General features: G+C 70.9%; 9 protein-coding genes and 2 pseudogenes. All 11 read left to right on the top strand.

What is annotated here, in order from left to right; genetic code table 11:
- Positions 1-15: 15 nt before the first annotated feature.
- Positions 16-510: pseudogene (locus ACWEF2_RS23640) on the top strand (DUF4158 domain-containing protein); the annotation flags it as partial.
- 772 nt (positions 511-1,282) lie between these two features.
- On the top strand, positions 1,283-3,043 hold the full coding sequence (locus ACWEF2_RS23635) for a Tn3 family transposase (RefSeq protein ID WP_453818503.1): 1,761 nt from the start codon (positions 1,283-1,285) through the stop codon (positions 3,041-3,043).
- Between the two features lie 619 nt (positions 3,044-3,662).
- Entirely contained in the window at positions 3,663-4,745 is a 1,083-nt protein-coding gene (gene rsgA, locus ACWEF2_RS23630; RefSeq protein WP_453818501.1) for a ribosome small subunit-dependent GTPase A, read from the top strand.
- Positions 4,742-5,392, top strand: a pseudogene (locus ACWEF2_RS23625) (class I SAM-dependent methyltransferase); the annotation flags it as partial. The gene rsgA and the pseudogene ACWEF2_RS23625, both read left to right, overlap by 4 nt.
- 231 nt (positions 5,393-5,623) lie before the next feature.
- Complete coding sequence (locus ACWEF2_RS23620) at positions 5,624-6,136, top strand: GNAT family N-acetyltransferase (RefSeq protein ID WP_453818567.1); 513 nt, start codon at positions 5,624-5,626, stop codon at positions 6,134-6,136.
- Between the two features lie 429 nt (positions 6,137-6,565).
- Positions 6,566-7,516, top strand: a complete 951-nt coding sequence (locus tag ACWEF2_RS23615; RefSeq protein WP_453818499.1) for a tyrosine-type recombinase/integrase — start codon at positions 6,566-6,568, stop codon at positions 7,514-7,516.
- Between the two features lie 174 nt (positions 7,517-7,690).
- Positions 7,691-8,266 (top strand): DinB family protein, encoded by a 576-nt coding sequence (locus ACWEF2_RS23610; RefSeq protein ID WP_453818497.1) that lies wholly within the window; start codon positions 7,691-7,693, stop codon positions 8,264-8,266.
- Between the two features lie 240 nt (positions 8,267-8,506).
- A complete protein-coding gene (locus ACWEF2_RS23605) occupies positions 8,507-9,415 on the top strand; it encodes a siderophore-interacting protein (protein ID WP_453818495.1) in 909 nt (302 codons plus the stop codon).
- Positions 9,416-9,580: 165 nt separating this feature from the next.
- A complete protein-coding gene (locus tag ACWEF2_RS23600) occupies positions 9,581-11,269 on the top strand; it encodes an ABC transporter ATP-binding protein (RefSeq protein WP_453818493.1) in 1,689 nt (562 codons plus the stop codon).
- Positions 11,266-13,218, top strand: a complete 1,953-nt coding sequence (locus ACWEF2_RS23595; protein WP_453818491.1) for an ABC transporter ATP-binding protein — start codon at positions 11,266-11,268, stop codon at positions 13,216-13,218. The genes ACWEF2_RS23600 and ACWEF2_RS23595 overlap by 4 nt, the downstream gene beginning before the upstream one ends.
- Positions 13,218-14,279 carry an iron-siderophore ABC transporter substrate-binding protein gene (locus tag ACWEF2_RS23590; RefSeq protein WP_453818490.1) on the top strand — a complete coding sequence of 354 codons (1,062 nt, stop codon included), beginning with the start codon at positions 13,218-13,220 and terminating at the stop codon, positions 14,277-14,279. The genes ACWEF2_RS23595 and ACWEF2_RS23590 overlap by 1 nt, the downstream gene beginning before the upstream one ends.
- Positions 14,280-14,328: the final 49 nt, after the last annotated feature.

Here is a 14,328-nt window from a genome sequence, read left to right as displayed (position 1 = left end):
GCGTTGTCAGAGAAGATGTTCTCCGAGGAGCAGTTGGAGCAGCTGCGCTCGTTTCCGGAGATCAGCGCAGATGAGTTGATTCGGTATTTCACGCCGACGTCGGCTGATGTGGCGTTCGTCGATCCAGGTCGTGGGCGGCGCTCAGTGGACCAGTTGGGCATGCTGGTTCAGCTGTGTACGCTGCCGTGGCTCGGGTTCGTGCCCGACGATGTGGCCTTGGCGCCGCCGGTGGCGGTGGCCCGGGTCGCGGAGCGGCTGGGCGTGTCGCCGGCGGCGTTGTCGTTGTACGGGCAACGTGCGCAGACCCGCTCGGACCATCTGGCGCAGGCCGCCGAGTACCTGGAGTGGAAGACCGCCCCGGTGGGTGGTCAGGCGATGAAGGAGCTGGAGCAGTTCCTGCTGGATCGGGCGATGGAGCACGACTCGCCGACGCTGCTGTTCAACCTGGCGCGCGAGTATCTGATGGCGGCCAAGGTGATCCGGCCCGGCGCGCTCATCTTGGCCAGGATGGTCGGCACGGCCCGCAAGGGCGCCTCCGATCTGACCTCGCAGCTGGTGGGGCACCTGCTGACGGAGGAGGTCCGCGCTGACTTGGAGCGGATGCTGCTGGTGGATGCGGGGCTGGGGATGACCCGGCTGGAGTGGCTGGTCAGCCCGGCCCAGGATGCCTCGGCGACCTCGGTGAAGACGGCGATCGACAAGCTGACCTGGCTGCGCGCGATCGACGCCCACCGGATGGATGTGTCGGTGCTGCCGAACGAACGACGCCGGTTCCTGGCCCAGGTCGCGCGCCGCTCGACGAACCAGGGCCTGGAGCGGCGCAAGGAGCGCAAGTTCCCGATCCTGCTGGCGTTCGTGGCCCAAGCCGCCATCGACCAGCTCGATGAGGTGGTGGCCCTGTTCGACCAGGCCGTCTCGGCGCGGGAGTCACGGGCGAAGTCCAAGACGGATGAGGCGCTGATCGAGCGGGCCAAGAAGGGCGAGACACGGCAGCTGCTGATGGAGGAGATCCTGCCCGCGCTGGCCGACCCGTCGATCCCCGACGATGAGGTGGGCGGGATGCTGCGCGAGCGGATCGGCATGCAGCGACTGCGGGAGATCACCTCCGATGCGTGGAAGCCGCTGCCCCGCGATCACGGTCGGCTGTCGGAGCTGGAGTCCTCCTACACCTACCTGCGTCAGTTCACCCCGATCGTGCTGGCCGCGATCGACTTCCAGGGCGGGCCGGGCACGGGCGAGCTGATGGAGGCGGTGGCCCTGTTGAAGGAGCTGAACCGGACCAGTGGCCGCAAGGTGCCCGCGGGCGCGCCGACCGGCTTCGTGCCCAAAGTACGCCGACTACCCCGACAAGGCCCGCAAGTCCGGGGAGGACACCGCCTACCGGCATTACTGGGAGCTCTGCGTGATCTTGTGCCTGCGCGACGGGCTGCGCAGCGGGGATGTGTTCGTGCCCGGCTCGCGCCGCTACGCCGACCCGGCCACCTACCTGTACACCCCCGAGCAGTGGACGCCCAAGCAGGCCGAGTACTGCCGCCTGGTGGGCAAGCCGCCGAACGCGGCTGAGGCGCTGGAGCAGGGCAAGGAGGAACTGCACGAGGCTCTGGAGGAGCTGGAGAAGACCCTGGCCGGCGCCGCGCCCGACGACGCCGGCACGGTCCGGCTGGATGAGGAGGCGCATCTGGTGGTACCGCCGCTGTCGGCCGAGGACGTGCCGGCAGAGGCCAAGGAGCTGAGGGACGAGCTGGCCGCGATGCTGCCGTTCGCGCCGATCGCCTCGCTGCTGATCGAGCTGGACGCCCGCACCGGCTTCCTGGACTGCTTCACCCACGCCGGCGGGCACAAGCTGGCCACATCGGCGGAGACCAAGCGCAACATCCTCGCTGTGCTGATCGCGATGGCCACGAATTTGGGCCTGGCACGGATGTCAGAGGCATGCGGGGTGTCCTACGACGTGCTGGCCTGGACGATGGAGTGGTACGTGCGGGAGGAGACGCTGCGCGAGGCCAACACGGTCATCGTCGACCACCACTATCAGTTGGAGCTGGCCAAGGTGTTCGGCGGCGGCACCATGAGCTCATCCGACGGCCAGCGCTTCCCGGTCCGGGGTAAGACTCTGACCGGCCGGAACATGGTCATTCACGGCGGTCAGGTGTTGTCGACCTACACCCACGTCTCGGATCAGTGGTCGACCTACGGCACGAAGATCATCGTACCGACGGCGCGGGAGGCGCACTTCGTCCTGGACGACTTCCTCGGCAACGCGACCGACCTGCCGATCGTCGAGCACGCGACCGATACACACGGCGCCACGCTGATCAACTTTGCACTGTTCGACCTGGTCGGCAAGGCCCTCACCCCGCGGATGCGGGATCTGACCCGGGTGACCCTGGTGCGCGACGACACCCCGACCGAGATCAGTAGGCGCTACCCGCATGCCGGGCCGCTGCTGGGCGCGCGCTGGAATGAGGATCTGGTGGCCGATTGCTGGCCGGACCTGCTGCGGATGGCCGGCTCGTTGAAGTACGGCCAGGCCACCGCGTCGCTGATCGTCGGCAAGTGGTCGGCCGCCTCCCGGCAGAACACCCTGGCGGCCGCGCTGAAGGAGTGGGGGATGCTGCGCAGGACCGTGCACCTGGCCAAATACCTGTCGGACCCGGCCTTCCGGAGGAAGATCTCCCGGCAGCTGAACAAGGGGGAAAGCCTGCACGCGCTGCGCCGGGACCTGCACTACGCCCAGCAGGGCGCCGTCACCCGCCCGCATCTGGAGCAGCAGACCGAGCAGGCGTGGTGCCTGACCGTTTTGACCAACTCGGTGGTCGCGTGGACGACGGAATATTATTCTCGGGCGGTGCTGGAGTTGCGCTCGCAGGGCCGGGAGGTGCGGGACGAGATCCTGTCGCACATCTCGCCCGGCCACAGCGACAACATCAACTTCTTCGGCGTCATCAACGTCGACGTCGAGGCGGAACTGGCCAAGCTCGACACCAGCGGATGGCGGCCGCTGCGGCCCGCGCAACTGCGCGAACTGGGGCTGACGCCCTGACAGGCCCTGCGCCGCGTTCCGGTCCTCGAAATGTGGAGAGACGAAAACGTACGCTAGGGCCGTTCGCCCAGCTCAGCTATAGCGCGACCGACACTGCGCAGAAGGCGCTGGCGTACGTTCTCGTTTCCATCGCACCAGGGGGAGCCCTGGAATGCGGGGAGGGGTTTGGCCCCCCGTCGGCCCGTCATCGGCGCGCTCAGGCTGGTCAGACGCTACGCCGAGGTGGGTAACACCACTTACTGTCCGATCGGTGAGAGCGCCCTGTGGCGCAACGGGCACTGCCAAGAATTGGGCCGTCCTCCGCTGGCGAGTTCGCCCCGTGATGGCCTACGGCAAGAGCCAGAACACGAGGTTCCTTACCCTCCAGCGCAGGAACCCGTGACAGGGCATTCTGCTGGGAGTGCTAGGCTATTGATCGTTTGGTGTTGGATTTCCGGATGAGAGGGAGGTGAGGTTTGATGACCGCGGTGAAGACCGCTGCCGTGTGCAGCGCCCGGACATTCCTCACGTCCCGGGCCCCGGTCTGACCCACTTCTTTCCCTCGCCGTAGCCGTCCGGCTTACGAGGCGGGGGTGATGCCTGCGTCTCGTCGGGGCCCCTTCCCGCAAGGTGTCTCACGTTGCCAAACCTCTTCACCGATCCATCCGACGCCGGCCTGTCCCGGTACGGATGGACGGAAACACTCGACAACGCCTTCGCCGACCACCGCGAGGCCGGCCTGGTACCGGCCCGGATCGCACGGGTGGATCGCGGCCTGTGTGACGCGGTCACCGAGTCCGGCCCGGTCCGGGCCGCCCTCACGGCGCTGTACTCGCCGGACCCGCTCCTGGCGCCCTGCACCGGCGACTGGGCCGCGCTGCGCCGGGGCCGCGAGCCGGAACTGGTGGCCCTGCTGCCGCGTCATAGCGCGATCGTGCGCTCGTCGGCGTCACGCACCTCCCACGGGCAGGTGCTGGCCGCCAACATCGACACCGTCGTCCTCGCCCTGTCCCTGGCCACCGCGCTGGACGCGGCCAAACTGGAGCGGCTGCTCGCCCTGGCCTGGGAGAGCGGCGCCAGGCCGCTGATCGTCTTGACCAAGGCGGATCTGGCCGCCGACGCCGACGCCGTGCACGCCGAAGCGAGCGAGCTGGCGCCAGGTGTGGACATCCTGGTCACCAGCGTGGCCACCGGCCAGAACATCGATGTACTGACCGCGTTGCTGAGCGGAACCACGGTCCTGCTCGGATCCTCGGGCGCGGGCAAGTCCAGCCTCGGCAACGCGCTGCTCGGCGACGAGCTCCTGGCCATCGGCGAGGTACGGGCGCAGGACGGCAAGGGTCGCCACACCACCGTCCGCCGCGAACTGGTTCCCCTTCCCGGTGGCGGTGTCCTCATCGACACGCCCGGCCTGCGCGGGATCAGCCTGTACGACGCCGCCGACGGCCTGGAACAGGTCTTCGCCGAGATCGAAAGCCTCGCCCGGGACTGCCGCTTCGGCGACTGCGCCCACGGCACCGAACCAGGTTGCGCCGTCCAGGCCGCCATCCAGGCGGGCAAGCTGACCGAGCGCCGCCTGAACAGCTACCGCAAGCTACAACGCGAGAACGCGTGGGCGGCCTCGCGCACCGATGCCCGGCTACGCGGCGAACGCACCAACCAGCAGAAGGCCATCACCAGCCATCTGCGCGCCACCTACAAGTTCAGGGACCAGCAGTCATGACCGACCGCATCCCGCCGACGCAGCAGACCCACCCGCCGACCGAGTGCGGCCCCGGGCCGGGCCATTCCCCGCAAGGAACAGCCGCCGCGAGCGACGCCCCGCACGACACGATCACCGACCCGGTCGTGACGGCGTTCTTCGCCCTGCACCACGGCCTGCCCCGCCAGGGTCCCGGCTCCGACGCGACCACCCGCCGCCTGCTCGCCCTGGCCGGACCGCTTCCGCCGCACCCGCGCGTGCTGGACATCGGCTGCGGGCCGGGCCGCTCCAGCTTGGTGCTGGCCGAGGAGGCCGCCGCCGAGGTCACCGCGATCGACCTGCACCAGCCGTTCCTCGACGAGCTGACGCGAGCCGCCGCCGCCCGCGGCGTCGGCCACGCCATCCGCACGGTTCGGGCGTCGATGGCGGATCTGCCCTTCCCCAGTGAGAGCTTCGACTTGATCTGGGCTGAAGGATCCGCCTACCACATCGGCTTCGACACCGCGCTGCGCTCCTGGCAGCGGCTGCTCGCCCCCGGCGGCACGCTGGTCGTCACCGAATGCGAATGGACCACCCATTCCCCGTCCGCCGAGGCACGGGCGTTCTGGGACCGGCACTACCAGCTGCGCACCCAAGAGCAGAACGCCGCCGCGGCGCGCGCTGCCGGATACGCCGTCGCCGCGCTGCACCCGCTCCCCGACAGCGACTGGTTCGAGGAGTACTACACGCCGCTGTCGCAACGAACCCGCTCAGCCGACCCGACCGTGACCGGGATGCGCGAAGCGGTCGCGGCCACCCTGCAAGAAATCACCATGCGCCACGAGCACGGCACTGACTACCAGTACACCGGCTATGTCCTGCGCCCCCAGGCAAACACAGAAACGGACGCGAACACTCCCATGACCACTTCCTGGATCACCCGCCCCGAAACCGCCGCCGACCTCGCCCAGATCCGCGAGGTCAACCTCGCGGCCTTCCCCACCTCGCACGAGGCCGACCTGGTCGAGGCGCTGCGCGCCGACCCGCAGGCGTGGATCCCCGGCCTGTCCTGGGTCACCGAGGCGCCCGACGGTTCCATCGCCGGGTTCGCGCTGATCACCCGCTGCCACGTCGACGGCTCTCCGGCCCTCGCTCTGGGCCCGTGCGCCGTGCGGCCTGAGTACCAGCGGCGCGGCGCCGGTGCGGCCGCCGTCCACGGCGCCCTCGACGCCGCCCGTGAGCAAGGCGAGAACCTCGTGCTCGTGCTCGGCCACGCCGAGTACTACCCCCGCTTCGGCTTCGTCCCGGCCTCCAGCCACTTCATCCGGCCGCCCTTCGACGTCGAGGACAAGTACATGATGGCGCTCGTCTTCGACCCTTCCCGGCCGGTGCCAACCGGCACCATCCGCTACCCGGCGGCGTTCGGAGTCTGACCCAGGCCCTCCGGGAGGAGACCACGGCCATCCAGAGGTTCTGAGCTCTCGGCAACTCCTGGACCACAGCTGCTCTGTCCTTGTGACGCACCTACCCGGATGGCCTCTGAGGCGGGCGGCCTGCCAACGATGGAAACCCGATCGCTGGCAGGCCGCCACTCGGCCTCGAGGGCGCGCACCGACCGCGAGCAGCGTGTTCTGCCAACAACCGGTCCCGTGTCCCGCCCTGTAACGGCCCGCACACTCGGCTTCGGAACCGTTCTCGGACCCGTTCGCAGGGCCGCCACAAGGCATTCGCGATGTGTGACACAGAACTCCAATTATCTGTCACACTGACAGTCGGCGGGTCGTGTCAGCCCAGCTCGGCATCCAACGCCGCGACCGCGACTCGGCAACATTATGTGTCACATTGCCTCGGAGGAGGACGGCATGTCCGTCGTGGCCTTCCCCGGCCAGCCGAGCCGGCCCGGCCCGACGACCGCGGCCGCCGTCGAGCGCTTTCTCGACTCCATCACCGCGGCCACCACCCGGGCCGGCTACGCCCAGACCCTCACCCGGCTGACCGCCGTCACCAGCCCGCAGCATCTCGTCGCAGCGCTGGCCCCCGAGCACTACGCCGCGGTCATGGACCGCTGGCACACCGCTGCCGCCGCGACCTGGAACCGGCACCTGTCCGCCTTGTGCTCCTTCACCGCCTGGGCCCAGCGCCAGGAACTCCTGGCCACCAACCCCGCCCGTCGGCTGGAGCGCCGCAAGAGCGCCCGCCGCGGCGACCGCGCAATCCCGCGCACCCGGCTGGACGCGCTCTTCACCGACCCCGCGCATGCCCTGCGCGAGCGGGTCCTGTGGCGGCTCCTGTACGACACGGCCGCCCGCGCCGAGGAAATCCTCACCCTCAACGTCGAGGACCTCGATCTGGAGTTCCGCCGCGCCCGCGTCACCAGCAAGGGCGGCGCCGTCGAGTACGTTCACTGGGCCACCCCCACCGCCCGGCTGCTGCCCCGCCTGCTGGGTGGCCGCACCACGGGGCCGGTGTTCCTGGCCGACCGGCGCGCCCCCGCCTCCGGCCGCCGCGCGCCGGCGGCCGACGACATCGACCCTGTCACCAAACGCGGCCGACTGTCCTACCCGCGCGCCGAATACCTGTTCAAGACCGCCTCGGCCACGCTCGACCCGCACCGCCAGGGGTGGACCCTGCACCAGCTCCGCCACTCGGCGCTGCAGCACCTCGCGCAAGCCGGCCGCACCGCGCCCGAACTGCAGGCCAAGAGCCGCCACCAGCACCTGGCCAGCCTCGGCCGCTACGTCCGCCTGGGCGAAGAGACCTCCGCCCGCATCACCGCCGAAGCAGACCCCGCCCGACGCCGCCGCATCCGCTGAACTCAGGCCCCCATCACGATGACCTCAGAGGCTGAAGTCCATGCCCGTGCGGACCCTCCGCCAGATGGTGCTCCGTGAACGCCCCATCGGCGGCGTCACCCCTGGCACGTTCGCTGAACGGCGCAGCCCCATTACATGCGACTCGCGTTCCGACGAGCCCGTATGGAGGGTTTCGTGTTCAAGGTGAACGCGGCCGAAACGAAGGTGGACCGAATGGCCGAGGTCAAGCAGGTACTCCAACAGCAGATGTCCATCACTTGGGCACTGCTCGACTACCACGCACAGCAGTGGTCCGACGACGACCTGTTCTGGGAACCGGCACCGTCGCACTGGACCATGCACAGGGTCGAGGGGAGTTGGGTTCCCGACTTTGCCGACGTCGAGCCCACTCCTGTCCCAGCCCCCACGATCGCATGGCTGACCTGGCACATCGGCTGGTGGTGGACCACAGCACTCGCTCATCTGGAACAGACCGACATCCCGGCACGCGAAGACATCGGCTGGCCGGGCACCTGCGCCTCGATCACCGAATGGCTGGGGAACATCCACCAGGCGTGGCGAACGGCGCTGTCCGCCACCGACCGCCTCGACGACCGGTCGGCGTTCCCCTGGCCCGCAGGGGCGGGCCACACCGTCGCCGACATGTGCGCGTGGGTGAACATCGAGCTGACAAAGAACGTCGCCGAGATCGGTCAGCTACTGATCCTTCGACACGCACAACACCGACCGGCGCACCGTCCACCTCGCTGAGAAACGGCTTCCAGGCCGTCAGTGTGGTTCCGGCGTATTCCGGCTGTACCTCTACCTGCGCAGACGTGGTATCCGAGCGGTCATTCCGGAGAAGGCGGACCGGGCGGCCGACCGCAGGAGGCCTTGACGTGGGGCGGTGCCGAGTGGGGCTCGATGAATACCCCGGAGACAAAAGATAGGCTAGCCTAACTTTACCTTGTCGCCGGCGGGGTGCTCGCGAGGGAAAGGGCAGCCGAGACGATGATTGACCCCTTCCGCATCTTTCACGTGCGGGTGAGCGGACTGAGACGGCTCAGCCCCACATTCATGCGCGTGACCTTCAACGGCGACGATCTCGACCTGTTCGCCGACAACGGGCTGGACCAGCGGATAAAGATCATCCTGCCGCTGCCCGGGCACGGGCTGACCTCGCTGCCGACCGGCCCCGACTGGTACGCCCGCTGGCGCGAACTCCCCGACGAGCTGCGCAACTCCGTACGCACCTACACCGCCCGGGCGGTCCGGCCCGGCCTGCGCGAGGTGGACGTCGACATCGTCATGCACGAGTTGCACGACGACGCCGGCCCCGCCGCCCGCTGGGCCTGCGACGCACGGCCCGGCGACGAGGTCGCGCTGTTCGGCCCCGACGCCCGGCACGACGGGGAGCACGGAGGGGTGGAGTTCCGTCTGCCCTCCGAGAGCGGCCCCGTGCTGCTGGCCGGCGACGAGACCGCGGTGCCCGCGATCACCGCGATCCTGGAGCGCATTCCCCGCCACTGCTCGGGTGAGGCGCTGCTGGAGGTGCCGCACGAGGCCGACATCCTGGACATCGACGCGCCGAGCGGGCTGGTCGTCACCTGGCTGCCGCGTGACGGCTCCGGCCACGGCAGCCGGCTGGTGCCCGCCGTACGGGCCGCCGCCGACCGGCTGCTGCCCTCCCCGTTCTCTCCCCGGCATGTCACGGACGTGGACGTCGACGTGGAGGAGCTGTGGGAGGTGCCGGAGGAGGAGAAGGGGGCGCGGGCGGGCGGCCCGGTGTACGCGTGGCTGGCCGGCGAGGCGGCCGTCATCAGGACGCTCCGCCGCCACCTGGTCGCCGAACGCGGGCTGGACCGGCGGTCGGTGGCGTTCATGGGCTACTGGCGGATGGGCCGTTCCGAGCAGTACTAGTGACGCCTTCCGCGGCCGTCGCCTCCCGGCCTCCCGTCACCGTCGGCTAAGGCGTCCGCGGCCGGTAGGCGAACCGGCCGCAGCCCTCGACGGGACTGGTTCACGACCACAAACTTAGACTAGCCTTACCTAAGTTTTGATCGGCTACACGGAGGGGTGGTGGGCGTGTCAGGGCCGTCGGGACGGAACGTTCTGGGGCGTGCGGTCCGAGGGCAGCGGCGCGACGTCGCCCTCGGTTCCCTCCTGGGAGCCGGGCACCAGGCCGGGGAGGCGCTGGTGCCGGTCCTGATCGGCCTCGTTATCGACCAGGCCGTCGCCGAGTCCGACGTGGGCGCGCTGCTGCGCTGGCTCGCGGTCCTCGCCGTGGTCTACGTGGGGCTGTCGTTCAGCTTCCGCTTCGGCGCCCGCGCCGGGGAGCGGGCCGCCGAGCAGGCCGGTCACGCACTGCGCCTGGAGCTGGTGCGCCGCGTGCTGGACCCCCGCGGCGGGGCCGAGAACGGCCGGCTGCCCGGCGCCCTGACCGTCATCGCGACCGAGGACGCCAAGCGTGTCGGCGCCGTGAACATGGCGCTGATGTCGGGAATATCGGCGCTCGCGGGACTCCTGGTCGGCGCGGTGGTACTGCTGCGGACCTCGGTGCCGCTCGGCCTGATGGTGCTGCTGGGAACGCCGGTGCTGCTCTGGCTCGGCCACCTGCTGAGTAAGCCGCTGGAGCAGCGCAGCGAGGCCGAGCAGGAGCGGGCGGCGCACGCGTCGGGCGTCGCCGCCGACCTGATAACCGGGCTGCGGGTGCTCAAGGGGATCGGCGCGGAGTCCGCGGCGGTCGCCCGCTACCGGCGCACCAGCCGCGAGTCCCTGACGGCCACGCTGCGCGCGGCGCGCGCGGAATCCTGGCAGAGCGGCATGGTCCTCGCCCTGACCGGCGGCTTCATCGCCGTCGTCGCGCTGGTCGGCGGGCGGCTCGCGGCCCAGGGCGACATCAGCCTGGGCCAGCTCGTCTCGGCGGTCGGGCTCGCGCTGTTCCTGCTCGGACCGCTGGAGGTGTTCTCCTGGGTGAACGCCGAGCTCGCCCAGAGCCGGGCGTCGGCGGCGCGTATCGCCAGGGTCCTGGCCGCGCCGCCGGCCGTGACGGGCGGCGGCAGGCCGCTGCCGCAACCGGTGCGGGGCGGGGTACGGCTGCGCGGCGTCAGCCATGGCGGGCTGCGCGAGGTCGATCTGGACCTCGCGCCCGGCGAGATGATCGGCGTGGCCGCGACGGACCCGGCGGACGCGGCGGCCCTGCTGCGTTGCCTGAGCCGGCAGGCCGACCCCGACACCGGGGTCGTCGAGCTGGACGGCGTGACGATGCGCGACCTGGACCCGGCCGACATCCGCATGGCGGTGCTGGTGGCCGAGCACGACGCGGATCTGTTCGAGGGCACCCTGCACGACAACGTCGGCGCCGCCGCGCCCGGATCGGCCGATCCGGCGCGGGCGATGGCGGCGGCCGGGGCCGACGAGATCGCCCGGACACTGCCGGAGGGCGGTGACACGGCGGTGAGCGAGCGCGGCCGCTCACTGTCCGGCGGGCAGCGCCAGCGCGTGGCCCTCGCCCGGGCCCTGGCCGCCGACCGGCCCGTGCTGGTGGTCCACGACCCGACCACCGCGGTCGACGCGGTCACCGAGGCCCGTATCGCCGCCGGCATCCGCGAGATCCGCCGGGACCGCACGACGATCCTGGTCACCACCAGCCCCGCGCTGCTCATGGTCGCCGACCGGGTGGTCCTGCTCGACGACGGCCGAGTCGTCGACGAGGCCCCGCACGCCGAACTGGTACGGCGCCACGCCCTTTACCGGACGGCGGTGTTGGCATGACCGGCGGACCCGTCACCGGGAGGGCGGAGGCGATGACCACGGCGGACCACCAGGTGCCGGATCCGTCCGCGGGCGGCACGGCGGACACGACGGGGAGCCGGGAGGCGGACGCGCGGCGGACACCGGAGAAAGGCCGCGAACTGCTGCCCGTCGCGGCCCCCGCCCGGACCCGCGCCGCCGTCCGCGAACTGCTGCACCCCCATCGGGGACTGGCGCTCGGCGGGTTTGCCGTGATGGTCGCGGCGACCGCCGTCGGACTGCTCACACAGCCGCTGCTGGGACAGATCGTGGATCTGGTCGCCGACCGGCACCCGGCCGGGGCGCTCACGCTGCCGGCGGCGCTCCTGGTGCTCGTCGCGCTCACGCAGGGAGGCGCCACCGCGCTCGGGCTGTCGCTGATCTCGCGGCTCGGCGAGACCGCGCTGGCGGAGCTGCGCGAGCGGTTCATCGAGCGGGCCCTGCGGCTGCCCCTGGAACAGGTGGAGAAGGCCGGCTCGGGCGACCTCACCGCCCGGGTCACCGGCGACGTGTCGCAGGTGTCCGAGGCGATGCGGACCGCCCTGCCCGAGCTGGCCCGCTCCCTGCTGGCCATCGTGCTGACCCTCGGGGCGCTGGCCCTGCTCGACTGGCGGTTCCTGCTCGCGGCGCTACTCGCGGTGCCGGTCCAGGCGCACACCGCGCGCTGGTACGTACGCAACGCCGTGCCGCTCTACGCCCGGCAGCGCATCGCCGCCGGAGCCCAGCAGCAGCAGCTGCTGGACACCATCGGCGGCGCCGCCACGGTGCGGGCGTTCCGGCTGGAGGCCGGGCACACCGAGCGGGTCACCCGGCGTTCCCAGGCGGCGGTGGAACTGACGATGCGCGGGGTACGGCTGGTGCTGCGGTTCTACAGCCGCCTGCATCTGGCCGAGTACACCGGCCTGGCGGCGGTGCTGGTGGTTGGATTCCTCCTGGTGCGCGACGGGAGCGCGTCCATCGGCACCGCGACGGCGGCGGCCCTGTACTTCCACAGCCTGTTCGGGCCGGTCAACTCCGCGCTCGTGCTGCTGGACGACGCCCAGTCGGCCGGTGCGAGCCTCTCCCGGCTGGTCGGGGTCGCCGACCAGCCGGCGCAGGAGAAGCCGGAGCGGCCGAGCGAAGAGCCGCGGAAGGCCGCCGCGCCGCGGGACGGGGCGGTGACGGTGACCGGTCTCGGTCACGCCTACGAACCCGGGCGGCCCGTGCTGCACGATGTGTACCTCACCCTGCGGCCCGGGGAACACGTGGCCCTGGTCGGCGCCAGCGGCGCGGGTAAGACCACGCTCGCCAAGCTCATCGCCGGCATCCACCGGCCGACCACCGGCTCGGTACGGCTGGCCGTCGCCGAGCGGCCCGGGATCGGCCGTTCGGTGGCGCTGGTCACCCAGGAGGTACACGTCTTCGCCGGGACTCTCGCCGACGACCTGCGGCTGGCCAGGCCCGAGGCCACCGATGACGACCTGTGCGAGGCTCTCGGCCGCGTGGACGCGCTGACCTGGGCCGAGGCGCTGCCCGACGGCCTGCGGACGATCGTGGGGGAAGGCGGCCACCGCCTCACCGCCGCACAGGTCCAGCAGCTCGCCCTCGCCCGCCTGGTCCTGGCCGACCTGCCGATCGCCGTGCTCGACGAGGCGACGGCCGAGGCGGGCAGCACCGGGGCCCTCACCCTGGAGAAGGCCACCAGGCGCGCGATCGAGGGCCGCACCGCCCTGGTCGTCGCCCACCGCCTCACCCAGGCCGCGACCGCCGACCGCGTCGTCGTCATGGACGGCGGCCGGATCGTGGAGAGCGGCGGGCACGACGAGCTGCGCGCCGCCGGCGGACAGTACGCCGCCCTGTGGGGGGCATGGTCGGACATCCGTACCACCGCCCGTCATCACCCCCCGCACACGACGAATCCACCACCTGACGGAAACACAGAGGACCCCTGATGCTCCCCTTCCTGAAAGGCGGCCGGCTCGCCACCGCGGTCGCCTCCGCGCTGCTGCTCTTCGGCGCCGTCGCCGGGTGCGGCTCCGGCTCCGGCTCCACCACCGCTGATCCCGCCACCACCGCGCCGAAGAGCGGCGCCTTCCCGGTGACGGTCGAGCACAAGTTCGGCAGCACCACCATCGCGTCCGAACCCAAGCGGATCGTCACGGTCGGCCTGACCGACCAGGACGCCGTGCTGGCCCTCGGCGAGATCCCGGTCGGCACCACCGACTGGCTTGGCGGCTACGCCGGCGCCATCGGCCCCTGGGCCACCGGAAAGCTGGGCGGTGCCGCCGCGCCGACGATGCTGACCGACACCGGCACGGGCCCCCAGGTGGAAAAGATCGCCGCGCTCGCGCCGGACCTGATTCTCGCGCTGTACGCGGGCCTCACCAAGGAGCAGTACGAGACCCTGTCGAAGCTGGCACCGGTCGTGGCCCAGCCGAAGGAGTACATCGACTACGGCATCCCCTGGCAACAGCAGACCGAGACCATCGCCAAGGCTCTGGGCAAGGAGGCCGAGGGCAGGAGGCTCGTCGAAGACGTCGAGGCCACCTTCACGGCCGCGAAGAAGGAGCACCCGGAGTTCGCGGGGGCCGACGTCGTGGTCGCCGCGCCGTACGAGGGATTCTTCGTCTACAGCAGTCAGGACTCGCGTTCGCGTACCCTCACCTCGCTTGGCTTCAAGCTGCCGGCCGATCTCGACAAGACAGTCGGCGATCGGTTCGGCGTCAGCATCAGCAAGGAACGCAGCGATCTGCTCGACCAGGACGCGATCGTGTGGACCGTGCCCGACGTCGCCAAGGACCCGGACACGCTTCACAGAGACGGCGTCTACAAGGACCTGAAGGTGGCCAAGCAGAGCCGTGAGGTCTTCATCGGTGAGAGCACCGACTACGGCAAGGCCTTCTCGTTCGTCACCGTGCTGAGCCTGCCGTACGTCCTGGAGCGCCTCGTCCCGCAGCTCTCGGCGGCGGTCGACGGCGACACCGCCACGAAGGTGGAGCATCCGGGGTCCTGACCGGATGTGCCGCGTTGAAGAAGGGGCCGGGCCGCGAAGCGATTCGCGG

This window comes from Streptosporangium sp. NPDC004631 (assembly GCF_053601935.1).
Note: the sequence above shows the minus strand (reverse complement) of the source record. Positions and strands in the feature narration are given on the sequence as shown.

Coding starts and splice junctions, on each gene's coding strand:
- ACWEF2_RS23620 (WP_453818567.1), top strand. CDS start 5,624: ATGACCACTTCCTGGATCACCCGCCCCGAAACCGCCGCCGACCTCGCC.
- ACWEF2_RS23615 (WP_453818499.1), top strand. CDS start 6,566: ATGTCCGTCGTGGCCTTCCCCGGCCAGCCGAGCCGGCCCGGCCCGACG.
- ACWEF2_RS23605 (WP_453818495.1), top strand. CDS start 8,507: ATGATTGACCCCTTCCGCATCTTTCACGTGCGGGTGAGCGGACTGAGA.
- ACWEF2_RS23595 (WP_453818491.1), top strand. CDS start 11,266: ATGACCGGCGGACCCGTCACCGGGAGGGCGGAGGCGATGACCACGGCG.
- ACWEF2_RS23590 (WP_453818490.1), top strand. CDS start 13,218: ATGCTCCCCTTCCTGAAAGGCGGCCGGCTCGCCACCGCGGTCGCCTCC.